Origin of the sequence: Turicibacter sp. GALT-G1, assembly GCF_025594995.1 — a bacterium.
Lineage (GTDB): Bacteria > Bacillota_I > Bacilli_A > MOL361 > Turicibacteraceae > Turicibacter > Turicibacter bilis.
Window position 1 is genome coordinate 46043 of the sequence record NZ_JAMQUS010000015.1, and the last position, 22628, is coordinate 68670.

22 protein-coding genes and 2 riboswitches are annotated in these 22628 nt (G+C 34.5%); of the genes, 7 read left to right on the plus strand and 15 right to left on the minus strand.

Features of this window, described 5'->3' with window-relative positions:
* Positions 1 to 36 precede the first annotated feature (36 nt).
* Both amrS and amrA read right to left on the minus strand, forming a co-directional pair.
* Positions 37 to 1023: an AmmeMemoRadiSam system radical SAM enzyme gene (gene amrS / locus NEH74_RS03340; protein WP_055305508.1), complete on the minus strand. Its 987-nt coding sequence runs from the start codon at positions 1021 to 1023 to the stop codon at positions 37 to 39.
* Positions 1023 to 2426, minus strand: coding sequence for an AmmeMemoRadiSam system protein A (amrA, locus tag NEH74_RS03345; RefSeq protein ID WP_237257923.1), 1404 nt, complete (start codon positions 2424 to 2426; stop codon positions 1023 to 1025). The genes amrS and amrA overlap by 1 nt, the downstream gene beginning before the upstream one ends.
* A gap of 164 nt (positions 2427 to 2590) precedes the next feature.
* On the opposite strand from amrA, the gene aspT reads away from it, so the two are divergent.
* Both aspT and aspD read left to right on the plus strand, forming a co-directional pair.
* Positions 2591 to 4276 (plus strand): aspartate-alanine antiporter, encoded by a 1686-nt coding sequence (gene aspT / locus NEH74_RS03350; RefSeq protein ID WP_055305509.1) that lies wholly within the window; start codon positions 2591 to 2593, stop codon positions 4274 to 4276.
* Positions 4277 to 4313: 37 nt separating this feature from the next.
* Positions 4314 to 5957, plus strand: coding sequence for an aspartate 4-decarboxylase (gene aspD / locus NEH74_RS03355; RefSeq protein WP_055305510.1), 1644 nt, complete (start codon positions 4314 to 4316; stop codon positions 5955 to 5957).
* Between the two features lie 126 nt (positions 5958 to 6083).
* Here the strand turns inward: aspD and NEH74_RS03360 are convergent, their stop codons facing one another.
* From NEH74_RS03360 to NEH74_RS03390, 7 genes are all read right to left on the minus strand, one after another.
* The gene (locus NEH74_RS03360; protein ID WP_055243423.1) at positions 6084 to 6536 is read right to left on the minus strand and encodes a zinc ribbon domain-containing protein; all 453 of its coding nucleotides are present in this window, start codon (positions 6534 to 6536) and stop codon (positions 6084 to 6086) included.
* A gap of 137 nt (positions 6537 to 6673) precedes the next feature.
* A complete protein-coding gene (locus NEH74_RS03365) occupies positions 6674 to 7861 on the minus strand; it encodes a M20 family metallopeptidase (protein ID WP_055306030.1) in 1188 nt (395 codons plus the stop codon).
* Positions 7862 to 7881: 20 nt separating this feature from the next.
* On the minus strand, positions 7882 to 8697 hold the full coding sequence (locus NEH74_RS03370) for a MetQ/NlpA family ABC transporter substrate-binding protein (protein ID WP_055306034.1): 816 nt from the start codon (positions 8695 to 8697) through the stop codon (positions 7882 to 7884).
* 34 nt (positions 8698 to 8731) lie between these two features.
* Entirely contained in the window at positions 8732 to 9412 is a 681-nt protein-coding gene (locus NEH74_RS03375; RefSeq protein WP_055275658.1) for a methionine ABC transporter permease, read from the minus strand.
* Complete coding sequence (locus NEH74_RS03380; RefSeq protein WP_055306031.1) at positions 9396 to 10439, minus strand: methionine ABC transporter ATP-binding protein; 1044 nt, start codon at positions 10437 to 10439, stop codon at positions 9396 to 9398. Before NEH74_RS03380 ends, NEH74_RS03375 begins: the two co-directional genes overlap by 17 nt.
* 94 nt (positions 10440 to 10533) lie before the next feature.
* Positions 10534 to 10635: riboswitch (SAM riboswitch) on the minus strand.
* A gap of 84 nt (positions 10636 to 10719) precedes the next feature.
* Positions 10720 to 10822: riboswitch (SAM riboswitch) on the minus strand.
* A gap of 105 nt (positions 10823 to 10927) precedes the next feature.
* On the minus strand, positions 10928 to 11590 hold the full coding sequence (locus NEH74_RS03385) for a DUF6320 domain-containing protein (RefSeq protein ID WP_055306032.1): 663 nt from the start codon (positions 11588 to 11590) through the stop codon (positions 10928 to 10930).
* Positions 11574 to 12869, minus strand: a complete 1296-nt coding sequence (locus NEH74_RS03390) for a hypothetical protein (protein ID WP_262941087.1) — start codon at positions 12867 to 12869, stop codon at positions 11574 to 11576. Before NEH74_RS03390 ends, NEH74_RS03385 begins: the two co-directional genes overlap by 17 nt.
* Positions 12870 to 13209: 340 nt before the next feature.
* On the opposite strand from NEH74_RS03390, the gene NEH74_RS03395 reads away from it, so the two are divergent.
* Both NEH74_RS03395 and NEH74_RS03400 read left to right on the plus strand, forming a co-directional pair.
* Positions 13210 to 13338, plus strand: coding sequence for a hypothetical protein (locus tag NEH74_RS03395; RefSeq protein WP_262941088.1), 129 nt, complete (start codon positions 13210 to 13212; stop codon positions 13336 to 13338).
* 141 nt (positions 13339 to 13479) lie between these two features.
* Entirely contained in the window at positions 13480 to 14169 is a 690-nt protein-coding gene (locus NEH74_RS03400) for a papain-like cysteine protease family protein (protein WP_238581316.1), read from the plus strand.
* A 232-nt stretch (positions 14170 to 14401) separates the two neighbouring features.
* On the opposite strand, the gene trxA is transcribed toward NEH74_RS03400, so the two are convergent.
* Complete coding sequence (gene trxA, locus NEH74_RS03405; protein ID WP_055306004.1) at positions 14402 to 14725, minus strand: thioredoxin; 324 nt, start codon at positions 14723 to 14725, stop codon at positions 14402 to 14404.
* Positions 14726 to 17299, minus strand: a complete 2574-nt coding sequence (locus NEH74_RS03410; RefSeq protein ID WP_055306005.1) for an ATP-dependent helicase — start codon at positions 17297 to 17299, stop codon at positions 14726 to 14728.
* Between the two features lie 124 nt (positions 17300 to 17423).
* On the opposite strand from NEH74_RS03410, the gene NEH74_RS03415 reads away from it, so the two are divergent.
* Positions 17424 to 17978: a metal-dependent hydrolase gene (locus NEH74_RS03415; protein ID WP_055306006.1), complete on the plus strand. Its 555-nt coding sequence runs from the start codon at positions 17424 to 17426 to the stop codon at positions 17976 to 17978.
* A 27-nt stretch (positions 17979 to 18005) separates the two neighbouring features.
* On the opposite strand, the gene NEH74_RS03420 is transcribed toward NEH74_RS03415, so the two are convergent.
* A complete protein-coding gene (locus tag NEH74_RS03420; protein WP_055275647.1) occupies positions 18006 to 18287 on the minus strand; it encodes a nucleotide pyrophosphohydrolase in 282 nt (93 codons plus the stop codon).
* Positions 18288 to 18504: 217 nt separating this feature from the next.
* Here NEH74_RS03420 and NEH74_RS03425 point away from each other — a divergent pair, with 217 nt between their 5' ends.
* On the plus strand, positions 18505 to 19131 hold the full coding sequence (locus NEH74_RS03425) for a hypothetical protein (RefSeq protein ID WP_055306007.1): 627 nt from the start codon (positions 18505 to 18507) through the stop codon (positions 19129 to 19131).
* Between the two features lie 211 nt (positions 19132 to 19342).
* On the opposite strand, the gene NEH74_RS03430 is transcribed toward NEH74_RS03425, so the two are convergent.
* Together NEH74_RS03430 and NEH74_RS03435 are read right to left on the minus strand one after the other, a co-directional pair.
* On the minus strand, positions 19343 to 19753 hold the full coding sequence (locus tag NEH74_RS03430; RefSeq protein WP_055244449.1) for a peptide deformylase: 411 nt from the start codon (positions 19751 to 19753) through the stop codon (positions 19343 to 19345).
* Positions 19754 to 19771: 18 nt separating this feature from the next.
* Positions 19772 to 20647 (minus strand): radical SAM/SPASM domain-containing protein, encoded by an 876-nt coding sequence (locus NEH74_RS03435; RefSeq protein ID WP_055306008.1) that lies wholly within the window; start codon positions 20645 to 20647, stop codon positions 19772 to 19774.
* 201 nt (positions 20648 to 20848) lie between these two features.
* On the opposite strand from NEH74_RS03435, the gene NEH74_RS03440 reads away from it, so the two are divergent.
* Positions 20849 to 21691 (plus strand): patatin family protein, encoded by an 843-nt coding sequence (locus NEH74_RS03440; protein ID WP_055275632.1) that lies wholly within the window; start codon positions 20849 to 20851, stop codon positions 21689 to 21691.
* Positions 21692 to 21782: 91 nt separating this feature from the next.
* Here NEH74_RS03440 and NEH74_RS03445 read toward each other — a convergent pair whose 3' ends face one another.
* Complete coding sequence (locus NEH74_RS03445) at positions 21783 to 22403, minus strand: hypothetical protein (protein ID WP_055244443.1); 621 nt, start codon at positions 22401 to 22403, stop codon at positions 21783 to 21785.
* Positions 22404 to 22628: the final 225 nt, after the last annotated feature.

The following is a 22628-nucleotide window of genomic DNA, read 5'->3' on the forward strand; positions in this document are numbered from 1 at the left end:
TTAATTAAAGTCAAATTTCATGCATTGCTTTTAACATCATAGCTTAATGGGAATTGGTATGTGACAAGTTGGGCATTTTGACTCATGAATTAAACAACGTGTCTCATATTGATGTCGTTCAATTAAACGTTCATGACAATTCGGACAATAAGTGTTCGTATCAGCACCCGCAACGTTGCCGATATAGACATAATTTAGATATTTCTTAGCAACCGCCACAGCTTGAGCCATGATATCAACATTTGTAGCTTCATTTTTCATTTTATAACGGGGGAAATAACGACTTAAATGTAGCGGGATATCTGGATTAATGGACGCTAAAAACTGGGCAATTTGTTCTACTTCTTCTAAAGCATCAAATTCATCTGTGACTAATAACGTGGTAATTTCAATATGAATATAGTCATTAGCACGTCTAATCGTCTCTAGAACTGGATCTAGTTGAGCGCCGCAAATCTTTTGATAGTAACGATTTGAGTACCCCTTTAAATCAATATTCATTGCATCAACATAGGATAATAATTTCATTAAAGGTTCTTCATTAACGTAACCATTTGTGACAATAACAACACTCGTGTCAGGATTACGACGCTTTAACTCTTTTGCCGTATCATAAACGTATTCATACCACATTAGCGGCTCATTATACGTGTAAGCTATTCCTGCATTATTCTCAACCGAAGCTAAGGCCTCGCTTAATTCATCAATCGATAGTGTGTCTGTTTTAGGACGATGTTGAGAAATCTCATAGTTCTGACAAAAACTACAAGTCATATTACAACCAAAACTCCCAAGTGATAAAATATTTTTTCCTGGTTTAAAGTGATACAGTGGCTTTTTCTCAATGGGATCAACTGCTGCTGAGGTAACTTCGCCATAGTTGATAACCATTAGCTGATTATTTTGTACAGTTCGAACTCGGCATATTCCTGTTTTTCCTTCTGAAATCAGACATTTATGTGGACATATTAAACATTGAATACGATCTTGTTTTCGTTCAAAAAACGGAACGGGATAATCCACTATCGCTCACCTTCTTTATAACGAATCACTTCAAATTTTTCAATATCAAAATCTCCATCGGGATTAATGCCAGCTTTTTGACAAGCAATCGCTAATTGATCATCTACCGATTCGACTCCTTCTAAATTAGGTAAAAGTACCCCTTTACGCATGCCTTTACTTACAATCACACCATAACGTTTTGGGTCGAGTTCCTCAATACTTGCTGATGTTGGTGTCATAAGGACATCTACGGAGATTTGAATCTGTTTTAATTCTTCAAATCGAACAGGAATAAATCGCGGATCTTCCGTAGCTGCTGCAATCGCATTTCTAATAATTTCTGATGCAACACAATCCGTTGTTGGAAAGATGGTTCCAATGCATCCACGTAATTGTCCGTCTTTCTTTAAGGAGACAAAGACGCCGTGACGATGAGCCACCATAATTTCTGGTAATTCTTCCTTCGCAATCATTGTCTTAGTTTGTGTGAAATAATCCTCTAAACATTTTCTAGCTAATCGGACATACGGATTACTTCCTTTCGGTAACACTTCTGTCATACCTTGCTCCCTCCGTCCAATATATTTTAGTGCTTTGGTTCCAACACCGACTTCGTTAAATTTAACCACTCCATAGCCGACACCAAATGGACTTTGATAAGCGAGCACTTCTCCTTTTATCTCTTTTCCATCTAGTGCTCCCATTAATATTTTCGTCGATCTTAAACCGCACTCTGCAGCCTCTTCAATCATTTCACAATCTAACTCAAAAATATCTAATGGTTGAGAGGATGAAAGCTTGGCTAAAAACTGACGATCAAATTGTTCTCCGTACGGAGAATAAGCATAAGGTCCACTTGTACTTAACTTATGAGATAAATCTCCACTTGCAATCAGTATCGATTTACGATTAAGGTTTTGAGCTACTTGTTGAAGAAGCATCCCAAATTTATAAAGCATTCGATCACTTAAAGGAGCATAAGTAATATGAACTAATTTATAATTTTGATAATATTTATTCACAAAATATAAAGGAACCAATGTTCCATGATCCAGTTCAAAGGGACGTCCATAGGCTCGTAATAATTCTCGATCAACAGAGACAACAGGAACTTGTTCATCTTGGGATAGTTTAAGTAAAACCTCATTAAATTCCATATCAAGCTTTACATCCACCTTTATATCAAAACATTGAAATCGTCTAAAATCACCACTAATATCCTCTCCATCGGAAATGGAAATAGCATCTGAAAACATCGGTCCATGCGGAGTTACAATGATAATTGTCTCAGGTTCTTTAGTTGCAATTTCTTGTGCAATATCATAACAAGCTAAACTTGTTTGATATAACTTTAATTCTTCTCCTTTACCTATATTGGGAACAATTATTGGAGGATGCGGCATTAAATAGTAACCTTCCAAATCTCCACCTCATTTCTTTTTTTATCTTTAGTAGTTTATATCCTTTTACTATTCATATTCTTATCTAAGCAAGATAAAGTGCACTTTTAAAAAGTATAGGATAAAAACAAATGTTTAAAATAAGAAAGTGATGCTAAAAAATTTAAAAAAATGAGGTAATTATTATGACATGGTTCGTACATGCTCTCCAATCACATCCAGAGCTTGCCTTATTTTTAACATTGGCCATTGGATATGCAGTTGGAAAAATTCAAATCGGATCATTTAAAGTCGGATCCGTCACTGGTGTACTTATTACAGGTGTTATTATTGGACAATTAAATATTACGATTGACGACACTGTTAAGTCTGTGTTTTTCCTTCTTTTCTTATTTGCATTAGGGTATAATGCCGGACCTCAATTTTTTAAAGGATTAAAAAAAGAAGGAATTCCTCAAGTAATTTTTTCTGTTATCGTCTGTGTCATTGGTTTAATTTCTACGATTATAGTCGGAAAAATTCTCGGATACAACGCTGGTCAGGCCTCTGGTTTAGCTGCAGGCGCTTTAACTCAATCCGCAGTTATTGGTGTTGCACAAGATGCTATATCAAACTTAAGTATAGCTGCTAGTGATAAAAAATCAATGATGGATTTTGTGCCTGTAGGTTATGCCGTAACATATATCTTTGGAACGATTGGTTGTGCTTTTATTTTAGCCACTGTTGGACCAAAAATACTTGGTGTTGATCTTGAAGAAGAAAGTAAAAAGCTTGACAATATCTCAAAAGATAAACTTGAAAATAGCTTAGAAAATTCACGGGCGGGTGACTTAGACTATCGTGCATATATTATTAGTGACAAATATGTTGGACAATCAGTTTCAACGATTGAAAAAAAACTGGCACGAGATAGTATTCGTTTATTCCTTGTTCGAATTAAACGCGAAAATAAAGTGTTCAAGCCAGCCGGTGATGAGGTCATTCAAAAAAATGATCATGTCGCTTTCGCCTTTAAAGAACGAGATGTTGAAAAAATTAACTTATTAGATATTGGACAAGAAATCTCAGATTATCACTTAATTAACTTCCCAACAGAATCACTAGCTGTTTACGTTAAAAGTGATAAGGTTATTGGTAAATCAATTAAAGAAATTCGTCATCATACACTTACTCGAGGAGTATTTATTTCTAAACTTCAAAGTACTGGTGAAGAAGTACCTTACCAAAATGATACAATCGTCCAAAATCATGATGTTCTTACCTTAACTGGACCGGTAGATGAAGTTGAAGTACTGGCTTATCAATTAGGTCGTCCAGCGCGTAATTCTGATGAGACAGATATGATTTTTGTAGGCCTTGGGATTCTACTTGGTGGATTAATCGGGATTCCAGCTTTAATGATTGGAAAAGTAGGAATCAGTTTATCAACAAGTGGTGGGGCACTGATTATGGGATTAATCTTTGGACTACTTCACTCACGTCGTCCAACCATTGGTCGTATTCCCTCAAGTACTGCCTGGTTCTTAAGTAATGTAGGGCTAGCAGCATTCGTTGCTGTCGTTGGAATTAATGCTGGACCTGGTTTTGTTTCTGGATTAAAAACATCTGGAATTAGTTTCTTTTTAGCTGGTGTCATTGTAACTATCATTCCAACATTGGCAGGAATTTTATTAGGGAAATACGTCTTTAAGTTCAAGGCACCCATTACACTTGGTGCTACTGCAGGAGCGTTAACAACAACTGCTGCTATTGGAGCTATCTGTGAAAAGGCGAAAAGTAATGCCCCTGTACTTGGATACACTGTCCCATACGCGGTTGGTAACATTTTATTAACCGTTTGGGGTTCCATCGTCATTATCTTCTTCTCCTAATTTGAAAATAGCTTGAACATTTGAAAGGAAGTTTTATATGACAACACACGAAGAAAATAGACGTAGAAAAATTCAAGATATGATTAAGAAAGTTGAAAGCTTAAGTCCATTCGAATTAAAAGATGAACTGATTAAAATGGCTAAAAAATCAGAACAAAAGGGTGTCCGCATGATGTTAAATGCTGGACGTGGTAATCCAAACTGGACAGCTGCTACTCCTCGTCAGGCATTCTTTACCTTTGGACAATTCGCCGTGGAAGAAACCCAACGAACATGGTCTGATAAAGATTTAGCGGGAATGCCAGAGAAAGCAGGAATTTATGAACGTTTCTTAGTATATACAAAGCATAATTCCAATGCTCCTGGTATTGAGTTATTAAAAGATATTATTGACTATGGAATTAAGGAGCATGATTTTGACCCTGATAGTTGGGTATTCGAATTAACAGATGCTATTATTGGTGACAATTATCCAGTTCCTGATCGTATGCTAATTCATACTGAAAAAGTAGTTAAGGACTATGTCATTAAAGAGATGGGAGGTGACCCTAAAACAGCAACTCATGATTTATATGCAGTTGAAGGTGGAACTGCTGCTATGTGCTATATCTTTGATTCATTAATCGCCAACCGTATTTTATCACCAGGTGATAAAATTGCTCTGTTTGTTCCAATCTTTACACCTTATGTCGAAATTGCAAACTTACCTCGCTATCATTTCGACATTGTTAAAATCTATGCTTCTGAGGTTAATGAAAGTGGACGCCATACGTGGCAATATCCTAAAGAACAGCTAGATAAATTAGCAGATACTAAAATTAAATTAGCCTGCGTCGTTAATCCAAGTAATCCACCCTCAGTGGCAATCAATGAAGAGTCTATGTTCTACTTGAAACATATTGTTGAATCTAAAAATCCAGATTTAATGATTGTTACCGACGATGTTTATGGGACATTCGCAGATAAGTTTCAATCTTTAATGTGTTCAATGCCTTACAATACACTAGGCGTTTATTCTTACTCAAAATACTTTGGTGTAACAGGTTGGCGTCTTGGCGTCATTGCCTTAGCAAAAGATAATGTCTACAATCATTTAATCGAGCAATTACCCGAGGACGCAAAAGATATTTTAAGAGAACGTTATGGTGCTTTAACAACTGATCCAGATCATATTCCATTTATCGACCGTATTGTAGCAGATAGCCGTCAAGTCGCACTTAACCATACGGCCGGATTATCGACCCCACAACAAGTACAGATGGCATTTTTCTCAATCTTTGCTTTACTAGATAAAAATGATACGTATAAAAATCAAACAAAAGAAATTTGTCGTCGTCGTAAACAGTTATTACATACTTACCTTGATGAACTGACCTTAGAAGAAAATCCTTATAGTACGTCATACTATGACGAAATTGATTTACTGGTTTGGGCAAAACTTAAATATGGTGAGGAATTCGTTGAATACCTTAAAGAGGAACGAAATTCATTAGAGTTCTTATTTGAATTAGCTGATCGTTACAGTATTGTCTTATTAAATGGTAGTGGATTTGAAGGACCATCTTGGTCAATTCGTGTTTCATTAGCTAACTTAAAAGATGAAGAATATGCTGAAATCGGTAAAGCTATTAATGAATTATTCGCTAAATACGCAGAAGATTGGAACGCATTTAAATGGTAATCACTATACAGAACTGATTTCTAAAGTTGCTTTTATAAACCAAAGGTTTTCATTATGTAAAAACTTATCTCCCTCTAGATAGATAATTATAAAAAAGCTGTTGATTTAAACATCAACAGCTTTTTCTTATAGTAACTTTCCACATTTAATACATGTCGTTGCATGCCCTCCATTTTCCATTCCGCATTCCGGGCAAATGGTCGAAACAATGGTTTCTCGTTCATCATTTAATTTACTTCCACACGTTTGACAAAACGTTGATGAAATCGGCATTTCCGTTTTACACTTCTCACATCGCTTAATCCCTTTTAACTCGTTTAACATCACTTCATATCGATCAATAGTCTGTAAACATCCACCTATTCCTTGGCAAATATCCGTATATACTAACTCCGGATTATTCTTATGCATCTGATAATAAAGTTGTCCCAACTTCATATATAATTTATTCAGTTTCTTCTCTTCCTCAGCGATTTGCGAATTAATTTTTGTCATCTCAGCTAGTTCTTTCGTTTTTTTCATCGCATCTTGTCCTGTTTGAGAAACTTTCTTTCCAAGTCCTTCAAAAAATGAATTCATTTCTTCTCCTCCTATCCCAACAGCTTTGATTAAATTACTTCATTATATTCACTAATCATCACTTTATGTTTTATTCCGCAAAATAACAATGATAAAAACAAGAAAACACATAGATTGCTCTATGCGTTTGTCTTTGACTATTCAGCTTTTAACAATGCAAACTCATCTTTAATTTCTTTTAATTTTTGAGAATCTAACAGTAACTCTAAACTAATACGTGCTAAAATTTCAGCACTATCTAAAACCGCTTGATCACCTCTTTTAGAAGCCGCCGCCTCTTTGAACTCTTTAGTATGACCAGCAACATGAGGTTCACAAATTTTAAGTGATGGATGAATCGTTGGAACCACTTGACTCACATTTCCTGCATCTGTTGAACCACGTGAAGCATTCGGATCAAGTTCCTCTACTTCTAGTCCAAGGTCAGTCGCCACTTTTGTAAATAATTCATTAAACTTTGGATAAACAATTAAATCTTCCACAATATTTTGATAAGTCGTATATTTTAATTCACATCCCGTCGATAAAGCTGCTCCTTCTGCTGCTTTAATCACACGTTCAGTCACTTCTTCGCAAACTTGAATCGTATTAGCACGAATATAGAATCTTGCTTTTGTATATTCAGGAATAATATTTGGTGCATCCCCACCATGTGTAATAATTCCATGAATACGAACATCTGGTGTCAATTGTTGACGAAGTGCATTTACTGCATTGTAGAACACAATCATCGCATCTAAGGCATTAATTCCTTTCTCTGGACATCCCGCTGCATGAGCTGGTCGTCCAAAGAATTCAAACTCAATTGGATGATTAGCAAGAGAAGGTCCAGTAATAGTCGTCTTGCTACCTGGATGAATCATCATACAAACATCAACGTCCTTAAATAATCCTTCGCGAACAAATGATCCTTTTGCACTTCCGTTATCTCCCCCTTCTTCAGCAGGCGTTCCAAATACAACGACTTCCCCACCCGTTTCTTCAATCACTTGAGCTAATGCACAACCGGCTGCTACACTACTAGCCCCGATAATATTATGTCCGCATCCATGACCAAGTCCAGCTAAAGCATCATATTCAGCTAAAATCCCAATAATCGGACCTAGTTTAGAGGATGCTTTACGAGCCACAAATCCTGTTTCATGACCTGCCACATTCACAGTAACATCGAATCCGGCTTGGCGTAATGTCTCACTTAATAACTCACAGGCAAAATATTCTTCGTTTGAACTCTCAGGACGTTCATGAATTTGATGACTAATCTGAATAAAATCTTCTCGACGTTTATTTAAATAATCTTGTACTTTAATAATTTTTTGTTCCATGATAATCTCCCCCTATACTCTTATTCAAAAACTGGAATACTTGCCCCTTTATATTCCTCTTCAATTGCTTTTTTCGTTTCCTCTGTTTGATAAACTTCCACTAATCTTTTTAATGTTGGATTATCTTTATCCTCCGTACGAGCCGCAATAATATTATAATAATTTACAACAGACTCACTTTCTGTATTTTCAATATAGATAGAATCATTTAAAGGTGATAAGTTAGCTTGTACGGCAACTCCATTATTAATAACTGCAATTTCTGCATCAGCTAATGAAAGTGGTAATTGTTGTGCGACTAATTCAACAACTTCAAGATTCTTAGGATTTTCAACAATATCCTTTACAGTTGGTGTAATTCCAACTTCATCCGCTAATTTAATTAAACCCGCATCTTGTAATAATAATAAGGCGCGTCCTCCATTTGATGCATCATTTGGAATTAAAACAGTTGAATCATCTGGTAACTCATTTAAGTCAGAAATTTTTGATGAATAGATTCCCATTGGAGCTAAAACCGTATAGCCAATTGATGTTAAATCTAAATTATGATCGTTAATAAATTGTTCGAAAAACGCAATAGTTTGGAAAGAGTTTGCATCAATTTCGCCATCAGCTAATGCTTGATTCGGTAAATTATAATCACTAAATGTTACAAATTGTAAATCAATCCCTTCATCTGCTAAACGTGATTGAACGCTTTTCCAAATCTGATTCACTTCTCCATTGATCCCTAATTTAATGACATTGTCAGCATCTTCAGGTTGCCCACCACATGCTACTAATAAAATTCCTAAACAAATCGTTGTTACAATACTTAATAATTTCTTTTTCATTTCTATCTCTCCCTTTGATTTTTTTCTTTGTTCATTAATGACTGAACTTTCGTTCAAGTGCTTCCCCAACACTTTGAACGATTGAAACTAAAATGATAATAATAATGACCGTTACTACCATAATATCTCCCTTATAGTACTGATACCCATAACGAATAGCGAAGTCTCCTAAACCTCCACCACCGACATTTCCAGCAATGGCCGAAAATCCAATTAAGCTAACCGTCGTAATCGTTAGTCCATAAATAATTCCACCTAGCCCTTCTCGAAGTAGGACACGATAAATAATTTCAAATGGCGTTGATCCCATTGCCTTTGCAGCTTCAATCACACCAGGATCCACATTTAATAAGGCTGATTCTACTTGTCTAGCAACAAATGGCGCAGTTCCTACCACTAAAGGAACGATTGCCCCTTTTAATCCAATCGATGTTCCGACAATTGCTCGAGTTAATGGCATAATAAATGCTAATAAAATAATAAATGGAATCGAGCGAAAAACATTAATGAACTTCCCCACTATCAGATTAACTGCTTTTTGTTCTAACAAATGTCCCGGTCTTGTCACGACTAAAACAACTCCAATGGGTAAACCAATTAACACAGCAAACAATCCCGAGATGACCACCATCAATAATGTATCCCATAGCGCTTGAATTAACTCTGGAAAATACGCTACGACATTCGGACAAATTTGATTAAGCAACTGATTCATTCTTTAACACCTCCACCTGAATATCTGAGTTTTCTAAATAGTTAATCGCACTAAAGATTTCTTCTTTGTTACCATGGAAGCTAACAATCAAATGACCAATCGGGGTCTTTTGAATAATCTCAATGCTTCCAAATAAAATACTTGCCTCTACATTAAATTGCTTTGATAACTTCGAAATAAAGGCATGTCCTGTTTGCTGACCAACAAATGAGATTTTAACTAGCTTCTCTAAGTGACTCAGTTCTTCTAGTGGTGCTCTTTCTGCTAATAACTCAAAGATTTTCTCATCTTGGAATAATGAGGACACAAAATCTTTTGTAATCTCTGATTGTGGATTTGAAAAGACACTAACAATATTTCCTTGTTCAATAATACGGCCCTTCTCCATGACCGCAACTTTATGACAAATCTCTTTAACCACTTCCATTTGATGCGTAATTAACACAATCGTTAATCCTAACTCTTTATTAATTTCTTTAAGAAGTTTTAAAATCGACTTTGTCGTCTGTGGATCAAGTGCAGATGTTGCCTCGTCGCATAATAGAACTTGAGGATCATTAGCCAATGCTCGTGCAATGGCCACACGTTGCTTTTGTCCCCCACTTAATTGGGAAGGATACACATCTGCTTTATCCTCTAGACCCACTAAATTCAAAAGACGTAGTACTTTTTCCTTCTTTTCTTCTTTACTAATTTTTTGACCTTTTAACGGATAAGCAACGTTATCAAAAACAGTTCGTGTCTTTAATAAATTGAAGTGCTGAAAAATCATCCCAATTTTGTGACGAGCTAATCTTAATTCTTTGGGCGATAATTGATTTAGCACTTGACGATTAACAATCACTTCACCTTCAGTTGGAACTTCTAAAAAATTTAAACATCGAATTAAAGTACTCTTGCCTGCACCACTATATCCAATAATCCCAAAAATTTCACCAGCTTCTACTGTCAAATTAACCTCTTTAACCGCTTCAACAATCTTCCCCTTTAGCGAAAAAGTTTTACTCACATTCTTCAGTTCAATCATATTGACTCTCCTTTCTTGCTGTTTCCAAAATAAAAACGGACTCCTTATGCTGATGAAAGAAGTCCGTTCAAATCTAAATAAATTCTCACTCACTCCCTCATCTTTCAGAATAGCTCTGTCGGATTTAGCACCTTTGTACATTGTACTGGTTGCTGAAGCTTCATCGGGCCTGTCCCTCCACTTCTCTCGATAAGGATTATTATTTAATTAAAAAAACTAAGGATTCCTTCTGAGAAATCAGAAGAACACCTTAGTTTAAAATCAGCATACTAACCTGTTCTCCTCATCTCTCAGAATAGTTCTGTCGGATTTAGCACCACTGTACATCTGTACTGGTTGCTGAAGCTTCATCGGGCCTGTCCCTCCACTTCTCTTTATAAGGAATCACGATTCAATTGGAATTATTTAACTTATGGATACTATAACATCTATTTTTCTATTTGTAAATCATTTCTTACATAATTTGTATTTTTTATCAAAAATATTAATTAATAATGAAATTTTTTCTTCAACTCATGAATCATCTGACGATCTGCAAAGAAGAATAAACCGACACAAGTAATGATCGTATAATAACTTCCAATAATAGCAATTTGACGAAACAGAATGACTTGGAAATAAATCATCGCCAAAATCACAATTCCCATCAATCCAAACATCAATTGATAAATAACTAAATCCGTAAATCGCTTTGAATTAAGAAGAATCATGACAGTAATTATAGTTGTTCCAGCCATTAACCCCAGCGGGAAAATAATCTCTAAAGACCACCCACTATATCCCAAAAAATAATCAATAATGATTGATAAAGCCGATATTCCAATAACCTGTGTTAAAATATTTGGACCAATATTTCTTTTCACACGTGATCCTAAAATAGCACTAATAGTTAAGTAAAGTGTTGCAGCTGTAATAATGAATACCCAATTCCATTGAAAATCTTGAAAAATCCCACTGATAAATGAGAAGGAGATAATCATCATCGCTAAAAAAATAATGGATTTTCGAATAGAAAAACGGCGTTTTTTTGCAAATTGCTCTGGATAATCTCGTTCAATTTCAAATTCAACCGACTCCAGTGATTGCCCACAAAGTGGACAGTTATTCAATTGATTTTGTACTTTCATCTGACATTTAGAACAATATTTCATGATTAAATTCCTCATTACAAGAGATTGTTATATCAATCCCGTATTTTTTTAAAAATCTGAAAAAGTATCTTTGAATATCTGTTTCCTCTAAAGAAGAAGTAAATGTTAAAACGAATTGATCATTACAAGAAATAACACCACAACGAATCGGTTGATGAGGTGTCACAGGAATCATCATTCGCATTTCCTCAACATATGGAGCTAATGATTCAGGTAAGACGACACGCCCTAAATTTGATAACGTTGTTGTAACTCCTTTGTCCGCTTCATGATAAATATGACGCATCACCATGTTCTTAATTCCTAGTGGCACGAAACGAATCATCATGTTTTTTTGAGCACTGACATTATCATTAATTTTTCGATTAACAACTTCTGGCTTTTTTCCCTCATTCAATTGGTTTGAAACGTCTTTTAATAAGTCATCAAAGCTTAAGTCAGGACCTGGTGTAATCGTCACATTAACATTTGAAAAGAAATTTCTTAACGTATGTGAACCAAATCTCCCTCTTAAATCAATAGGAACCGTGACAATAATAGGATGAAGATCCTGATTAAATTTATAATTTTGTTCATAGATCGCATAAATCAAAATTGAACATAGCAAGCTGGATACGGTCACTTCATATTGCTTTGCGATACGAACGACCTGTTTAGCAGACATAATCCCATGAATGACCTTTAATTCTTGAGGACGTTTTTTAATACCTGTTATTTTATATGCTACAGTTGTTTTCGGTATGACTTTTGATTGAGCTTCACTTTTTACCTTTAAAAAACTGTCTTCATCCATCGCAGGTAAAGATGAATGATCTCCACCTATCACAATGGATTCCGTCGCTAATTCTGGATATAAACGTTTGAGATAATGATAAATGATAACCTTTAAAAACTGAGTGGCTCCTGCACCATCTGCCAGCGCATGAAAGACTTCTAAATGAATCATTTTCTCATAATAAGTAATGCTAAATAAATAATTATTATTTGTAAATTTCGTCATTTTAGAACAAGGATATGTATATTCTTTTCGGATACGAGGCTTTTGTAAGTTCATATCAAAGTAATACCAAAAAAATCCATTACGTAAACGTACACTAAAGGAAGGCATCTCAATTAACGCTGCCCTCACCGCTTCTGATAAAAGGTCAACTTGAATCATATCTTTCATCTTGACAGATAAACGAAATACATTCGTTGCCTTCGAACTAGAAACAAGGGCATATAACTTCGCTACATTATCTAATTTACTCCAATAAAACGTTTGAAAATTCTCATTCATACCTCATCTTCCTTACTGTTTCAATATTAACGATAAAACTATACTTCACTTATCATACACTAACACACACATGAAATCTAGCTATTGAGAGTAAAGTTTAATGATACCTCTTCTTTTCTTATTTTTACTTATCTTTCAGTTTAATATTTTTAAACTTTTTTCGGAACTTTTTATTGATTTATGCTTTAAAATGGTATATGATACATTTCATGACGTAAATAAAACTTAAAAAATAGATTTAACTATTTTTTTTATGAGAGTAATTTTTTTTAGTTTTTTTACACAAAGTTTATAATTACTAAACTTATAGCAAAAAAATAGATTGGAGAGATGCAACGAAATGAAAAAACTAATATTCACCTCACTTCTAATGGCATTAGGAGTTGTAACAGCTTGTCAAAATAATCCAACCACTGATGGTTCAAATCATGCTGTAACAATAGAAAAAACAAAACCTGATTTCATTTAAGGTGAAGATTTTGATGAATATGGTGGAGCAGATGCTTATGCTTTCGCTGGTGATAATCCTACGTCACGATTTTATGTAAATCCTGATTTTTATCACTTAACTTCTGATGAAATCTTAACAATTATCCCATCTTTTAAAACAATGCAACAAACAACAGAATGGTCTTGTGGAAATGCTGTTGCATTAATGACACTCACACATATGGGAAAAACTGATTTATCAGAATGGGATATCGCCGTGGCAATGGGATCATCAGTTGATGAGGATGAGGAAAATGCGTTACCTGGAACAGCTAATAATTTCTATGAATACGGGACAAATGTTGAAGAAATGTATAACTTCTTCTCAAACTTAGAAGGATTTGAAGTAATTGAAACTAGCTATAAAACCAACTACACAGAAGAAGATTTAGTAAAAGAAGAGGATGGGGTTACACCATCTAATATCGGAAACTTATATCCAACATTCTCATCATCCTCACTATACGCTTCTGAAAATAGTGATGAAACTTCTGCCTGGGTAGATGATGCTAAAGATTCATACTTTGTAAAATGGTTGACTAGTCACTTAGAAGCTGGACGTCCAATTATGGTTGAATGGGGCGATTGGGATGGACATTGGGTCGCTATTATTGGTTATGATAACAATGGGACACCTTCAATTGGAGATGACACTTTAATTTTTGCTGACCCATACGATACTTCTGATCATTGGCAAGACGGGTATTCAATCTTCCCATTAGAAAAATTCTTCTACATGTGGCAAGATCGCAAAGTGGCTCCTAAACCATACCAACTACAACCATACATTATCATTGATAAAAAATTATAATTATAAAGAAGCTATCTCAAAATAGTTAAAATTTGCGATCAAGAGATAAAAATAAATATCGGAATCACTCAAGGACTATTTAGTCTATGAAAACATCTTAAACGGGACCCCTACACGACTTACATTGTCCTTTGGTGGGGTACGGGGGGGGGATTACCTATCCCCATAAATAGACTAGTTTTCTTAAATAATAAAAAGGCTATGTTCAAAAAAGATGAACATAGCCTTTTTATTATTTAAGATGATAATCTAACCATCCTTTTAGTTCGTTTAATGGATGAAATCCTTTTGCTGATTCAATCGGTTTTCCATCCTTAAACAACATTAATGTTGGCACCGTCATGACTTGATATTCATGCGCTAAAACAGGAACTTCATCCACATTCACTTTAACAAATTGAACGTCATTTTGATAAGTCTCTGATAATTCTTCAAAGATAGGCGCTAACATTTTACATGGCCCACACCATGTGGCATAAAAATCCACTAAAGTTAAGCCTTGTTTTGTTAACTGTGGGAGCTGTGCATTATATTCTACTTCAAAAATTTTATTCATTTAATCACCTATTTGTGTGTATAAGAAATCAATAAACCGACTTCTTTCCTTTTCTTTTTTAGAATAACTATAATCCTTAAGATGACGCGTTAATAAAAGGGTTTGTTTCGCACGGGTCATGGCAACATAAAAAAGACGACATTCCTCTTCTTGGTTTGTACCATTAAAATCAAGCGGGAACATCCCTTGATTTAAAAATGGAATAATCACATGATCAAATTCCAATCCCTTCGATTGATGTACTGTAATCACCGCTAATTTATTTTGGTCTTTCATAACTCGATCCAGTTCACTAGCCGATAACGAAGTTTGGGCTAAAATTCGTGTCCATAACTCCCACATTGGAAGATGAGGACAATCGGTTAAATGTTGCTCCTCAATTTCTCTTAAGCAAGCTAATAGTTCATGATGCTTCATTTGTTCCACTTCATCTTCAACCCATGGGGCTGTCTCCCAGATTTTAAACTCATCAATTAATTTTAATAAAAACTGTGAAGGAAGTTCTTGATTAATCCAAGCATTTATTTGTTCCAACTGATTAACGATAGGAATTAATGATGCCTGATAATAACTCATGACCTTCTTACGCTGTTCATGACATTGCATTAAGCGTTCCATACTTTTAACTAACACATCTTTTGTGGCCAAAATATCATCCATCGCATTATGCGTTGGTTCGTGTTCCACACCAATAAAATCACTCACCGTATCTAGCTTATGGTTTTTGAGATTAGGATATAATCGCCTCACAATATCTAGCGTATCACAATAACCTACGATTGTGTCACATGATAAACCAACTCGATTCATATGTGAACGAACAATCTTCAAGTCATACTGAACATTATGACCAATTAAAAGAGCACCATCAATAAACTGTAAAAACTCTTGAAAAACATCAGAAGCTGATTGTCCATGCGTTTCTAAAAACTCATCACTAAATCCATGAACTAACGCAGAATCTCCAACCAAATTCGACGGCTTAATAAAACGTTCAAAAGATTGAACAACTATTCCTTCTTTTAACTCAATAGCAGCGATTTGAATGACTTCATCTTTAGTGACATCAAGCCCAGTTGATTCCACATCAAAAATGATAATTCGTCCTTTTTCATAATGTTGCTTCAATAAGCCGTAAGGTTCCTCATAATCATAAGCTTGTTTTGAAAATAAGTCGACAAGGCGCATCTCGTATTGTTTATAACGTTTTAAATATTGAGGCTGAATCATTTGTATTAAATCAACCGACTTAAATAACAAAGGAATAAATCGTTGAAGAGAAACTTCGTCCGATGGATTCAAATAAAATCGAACGATAGCAAGTAAATCTTTAATACTTTTGCGTTTAAATAAAGATAATTGATCAACTAGATAACACGGAATTCCATCTGCTTTTAAAAAGTTAGCAACTTCACTATTTTGACGATTACTTCGTGTTAAGATAACTGTTTTCGCAAGATCTTCCTGTCGATGATGTTTTAAGTGATCAATAATAAAATTCATTTCTTCTTGTTTTGTTCCCGCTTCATAAAAGACAGGACGAGTCCCCAGTACGTCACTGGCTGCTTCAATTAACTTTGGTGATAAACTAGGATTAATTAAGCGTGCACGCTTTCCATTCTCTAAATAATTCGCACTCATTTGAACGAGACGTTTTGTCGCTCGATAATTTAATGATAATTCTAAACAGATTGGATTAAAATCTTCCATAATTTTGGCACGAATTAAAACAGGATTTGAATCTCTCCATTCATAAATCGTCTGATTAAAATCACCAAAGGCACTGAAGTTTGAATGTAAAGCTAACTTTTGAATTAACTCATACTCTACGATACTTGTATCTTGCACCTCATCAACCACGATGACTTGAAACTTAGATTGCCACCTCTTCAAAATTTCCTCTTGAGCTAAACAATCCGTAGCATAGAGTAATAAATCATTAAAGTCTAGCAGGTGATGCTCTTTCAAATGGCGTTGATACTCTTCATAAAGCCACCAACCATAATTCGATAAATAAGCTAATGTTTCACTCCCCTGATTAGAGTTTTTCAAGGTGTAATAAAGTCGCAAGGCTGACTCAGACTGGTGAAATGTATGAATTAAGTCTTGGTCCACCTCACCACGTCCAATTTGATAAAGTTTGAGGGCTTGGATGTATTCGTAGGCTTTATCACTTAAAATTCCTACATTTCCAATCAACTGCTTAATCACAAACTTCGCATCTTCTTCATCAATAATCATAAAATCATTAGATAATTTTCCAAGCGATTTTGATTCTTCTTTAATTAATTGATAACAAAGACTATGAAACGTCTTGACGCAGACTGCTTTCCCATCCGCTCCAATTGTTTTCATGACGCGATTTTTAAGTTCATGACAGGCCTTATTCGTAAAAGTTAAACACAATATTTGATTCGGACTCATGCCTGACTGAATAAAATGAGCTGTTCGTAAGGAGATGACATTGGTTTTTCCAGTTCCAGCAGGTGCCATAACTAAAAGAGGCTGATTTAAATTTTCTACTACCGCTCGTTGAGCCTCATTCAATTTCTGTAACTCTTCCTTTAACCCCATTTCAGACCCACTCCTTTCCATAATTTTACTGATAAAATCCAAACAAATATTCGATAGTTTAGGGTATAATATTGGAATATAAGACACTTTTCGACATCTATAGAATCATAGGAGGACTTTAATCATGACAGCCGCTACTCACCAACGCGGAGGCTTACTTTGTGGACTAATCACTCATCAATTATTTATCGCACCGATTTATGCCGAAGCTAATACCTTTTCTAAACTTTTCATTATTACCCTCTATTGTGTAGCTACAACTGTCGGTTCTTTACTGCCTGATATTGATATGAAAAGTTCACAAATGGGAAAACTTCTTCCCTTTATTTCAAAGTTTATCTCAACTCATTTTAAACATCGAACACTAACTCACAGTCTTTTGTCCATTGCTTTTTTCTTTATTCTCATGTCGTTTGCACCACTACTTAATGTAGGACAAGATTTTTATATCATTCTAACGTGTGGATTAATGGTCGGTCATATTTCTCATATTGTTCTCGATTTATTTACGCATCAAGGCGTGTGTCTTTTTTATCCGTGTAAAATAAAAATTAAACTAGCGAACTTTAAAACAGGAGCTAAAGGCGAACGATTTGTTAATTCCGCCCTTTTAGTCAGTATGGTCCTTTATTTTGTATATGAGACTTATACTGTGATGGTTTATGCCTTTCATCCGTGATAAAAGCCGTTCATTTGAAACGGCTTTTTATTTTTGAACGGGATATTTAACTGCATTCTTTTCTAATTTTTCAAAAATAATCTGCTTTGCATCGACACCTAACACATCTACCATTTGTAAACAATAAATTAAAACATCAGCCAATTCTTCATTAACATGAATCGGATCAAACTCATGGTTCCATTGAAAACATTCAAGTAATTCTGCCGCTTCAATCGAAATTGACTTCGCTAAATTTTCAGGTGTATGGTATGGTTTCCAACCACGTTCATCTCGAAACTCTAAAATTTTTTTCATTGTTTCCTTCATTAATTCACTTCCATTTCTATATATATAAGTTAACAGATTGACTTATGCTAAACAAAGGTCATCTCTAATCATTCGATGTAAAAAATAACTACTGCTTAACACTATGATGTTTTATTTTATCATACCTATAGAACTTGGATAGATATCCTTTTCAATATTTTATAAAAAACATAAGATATCATGATTTAAATTTAATCCTTACTCAACGGTGATACCTATGAATAAAAACAACGTTCCATTAAACAAACTACTAAAACACGAATGGAAAGAACTTGATATCGCTTGTAAGACGGTCTTAATTATTGGTGTTTTTCTCTTAGTTCAATTAATTTGCGCGATATTTGTGCCAGCTTTCCATTCGCAACCTACTATTAATGCGATTTTTCAAACGAGCCTTTCAAGTATATTCGGGTATATTTTAGGAATGAATATTCCACACCAAAACAATAACTCTAACGGACAAAAAAAAGATTCAAATACTGAAACACCTGAATCAAATCCTGAAACATCAGTCCAAAATATAACTCGTGAAATATTCAATCAAGACATGGAACCTCAAATAAAAAATCAAGAGATAGACAATGACAGTCTTCTTACAAGGGGAGTGACCGAACCTGATTTAGAAACGGAAAAAGACCCTGTCTTACAAACTGAAGTTCCACTTTTGAAAGGAACGAGTATTCGAGTACTATTTGCGGCAGGCGTTTGCCTTATCTGTCTCATCACATTAATGGTTATTGCTTTAACCAAGCAGAATAATTATAGTGATGGCATTACTCAAGTTGATCATTTAATTTCAACAACCATCGGCTTTTTAATTTCAAATACTAGTCATAATCACTAAGCTCTCACTTTTTAGAGAGCTTTTTATTTAATGGTACTACGACTTATTGACTGAATAAACACATATTCTTTCTCATTTTAGTCCCCATCATAATAATCTATACCTAGCTATTAAAAAAGAGCTAATCAAATTTTACTCTAATTAGCTTTAAACTATTCTATCCTACCACACTTCTTTTATCATTAACTCACATCATACACTATATTCTTTCCTAAATAATAATCCCATTACAGTGATCAATTTCATGTTGAATAATTTGAGCGACAAATCCTGTAAATGTTCCTTTTTGTTTTTTGAAGTCTTTATCTAAGTATTCGACAACGATACTTTCATATCGTGTTGTTTGTCTAACACCTGTTAAAGATAAACAGCTTTCCTCAGTCACATAACTTTTTTCTTTTTTCACGATTATTGGATTAATCATCGGAACAATTATTTCTCCTATCGCAAAGACGATAATGCGTTTTTTCACTCCAATCATGTTAGCTGCCATTCCTACGCAACCATCAAGATTGGCTCTTAATGTATCGATTAAATCTTCAACGACTGGTAAATCTGCTTTTGTAGCTGGTACTGATTTTTGCGCTAAAAAGACTTCATCCTTCATAATGGGTCTAATCATCTTTATTCCAACACTCCTTTAATATCTTTTGGCATAGCCACAACGTTTACAAAGCTCTTCAACAGCACAACGGCGTGAGAATCCGTCATACATATTTTTAGCACGCTCACTTTCTAAAATTTCATTTAATGGTGTTTCATGAACATTTCCTAGTGGAATTTTTCCTTCACTGTCTAAACAGCAAGGTACGACTGTTCCATCGGCTTGAATCGCAATATGATCACGCAGCCCATAACAGAACATTTTCTCACTAATCACGTCACGCTCAAGTGTTGGCCATTCAAACTTTTCGGCCATATTAATAAACACGCGATCTTTAATCTTAATATTATGCGTTTCTTGTAATTTCTCACTTAAATTAACATCTAATTTAAAAGACTTTTCAATTAACGTTAAAATCTCTTGATTCAATGAATTTTTCGCCTTTAATTCTTCTGCATCCATATTCCATAAACGAAGATTACAATATATAGGCTTCACCGCTTGAATCCGGTCAATAAAATCAGCAATACTTAATAAATAATCTTCGAGTGTTCCATTTTGTTCATTCGCTTCAAATGAATGAATTGAGAAATTAATTTGTCTGAGGGCGGGTGCTTGAATTAAAATATCTTCAACCTTCTTAATCAATGTCCCATTCGTTGTTAAATTAACCTGCATTCCTGCTTCATGACTCAGTTCTAAAAAGCGTCCAATACGTGGATTTAAAAACGGCTCTCCTAATAAGTGAAAATATAAATAATTCGTATACGGCTTCACTTCATTTAATATATGTATAAAATCTGACTCTGTCATCACACGCCCCTTTCGACCAAGTGTCGCACTCGGACAGAAGTCACACTTTAAATTGCAACGATTTGTAATTTCAATATAAATCTTCTTAAATCGAGGCATGTCTAAAACCTCCCACTTTATCCAATAATACATTGTAAACACAGGTAATTTTTCACCTAAAAATTATTTTAGCATAAATGTTCGTTTAACGACAAAGCGAAGTGTCTAGAAAGTGAAAAACCATCGACAAAATTCGTCATTTTTTTAAAATTAAGTTCGTTAGAATACAAATACTAACATAATCATTAAAGGAGTGTTCACATGAAAGTAGGAATCGTTTTAGAAGGTGGCGGTATGCGCGGATTGTATACGAGTGGTGTCTTAGATTATTTATTAGATCAAGATATTATGGCTGATTACGTGATCGGTGTTTCTGCGGGAGCTTGTAATGGGGTTTCCTATGTTTCCAAACAGAGAGGACGTAACTTTCGTGTCAATACAGGTTATTTAAATGATAAACGTTATCTAAGCTTAAATAATTTTATTAAAACAAAATCTTTATTTGGAATGGATTTTATTTTTAATCAGATTCCTCATCAACTTGATTTATTTGATTATGATACCTTTTTGGCTTCTTCGTGTGAATTCAAGGTAGGGGTCACGGATGCCTTAACTGGTCAACCCGTTTATTTCGATAAAACTCATTTAAATTATGATTCAACGATTATTAAAGCGTCTTCTTCTATTCCCGTCTTTTCACCTATTGTACCTTACCAAGAGGGAGAATATTTAGATGGGGGAACATCAGACTCTATTCCTGTCAAACAGGCGTTAAAAGACGGGTGTGATCATGTCATTGTTGTGCTAACTCGAGATCGTAGTTTTATTAAAGAACCAGAAAGCTTCCGATTTATCTATTCAAGAGCTTTAAAAAAATATCCTAATATGATTAAGACACTTGATAACCGCCACCTCATGTATAACGAAACCCTTGAATTCATTAAACAACTTGAACAAGAAGGAAAAGCAACCGTCATTGCACCTTCTCATCCGATAAAAATCAGTCGTTTTGAAAAAGACATTAATAAATTAAAAGAATTATATGAACTTGGTTATCAGGATGCGGCTACTCAAATCAATAAAATAAAAAAACTAAAGGATTGATGTCATCTCACTTCAATCCTTTTCTTATTGACTCTTGATCCAGATTAAGCACTCAGTAGACATATTTTTAAAAAAAGCACCACTTATGATTTCATAAGAGGTGCCCATATCTATTTAAAATAAAATCTTTACTAATTCCATGTTCAAGTGCATACGTATAGGCTTCGACTTTCGTATCAAATGAAATAATATGTAAAACATTCATTGGGTAATAGGCTTGCTTATACTCTTTATCAAATACATCTACTACTTTTAAAATAATAAACGTGCGTGTCATCGCCTCATCTAAATCATCATAATCAATCGCATCAAAATCCATGAAGTTAATTAATTCTTCAATAAGCTTAGCCATATTGACATTAATTTGTTGAGCTTCAATTCGTACATTTGAGGTTTCCATCATGTCAACTAACTCATCCATATTTCGTTGGATTTCTTTAATGACAGCTGAAATAGATACGGCTTGCAAAATAGTTGTTGGATAAGTTAATTGTGAGACTAAACTTTCTAAAATTCCGAAATTATTATCAAATCGTTTATATAATGCTAAGAAATCATAATATTCTTGACGAGTTAAAATACAATTGGCGATTTTTATAAAATCATTCACTTTACTTTCGCAAAGCTCACAATAATCAAGCATATCATTGGCTGCCTGAATGATTGAGGTTGCTCGTTCATCGCTCATGAATCCATCTTCTACGACTGTCATCCTCTCATCCCCCCCACACCTATTCCATTGTTCTCCTTCACTTCTCACTGAACATAAAAATCTACAAATAGATCTTATTAATATAATGTATGAGCCTAAATTAAAAAAATGACACATTATAACAAAAAAAGAACCATTCATTCACGGTTCTTTAACAAAACAGATATATAACTTACATAAAATTCATCAAAGTGACAGGCTTAAAACCTCCTAAACACAAATCAG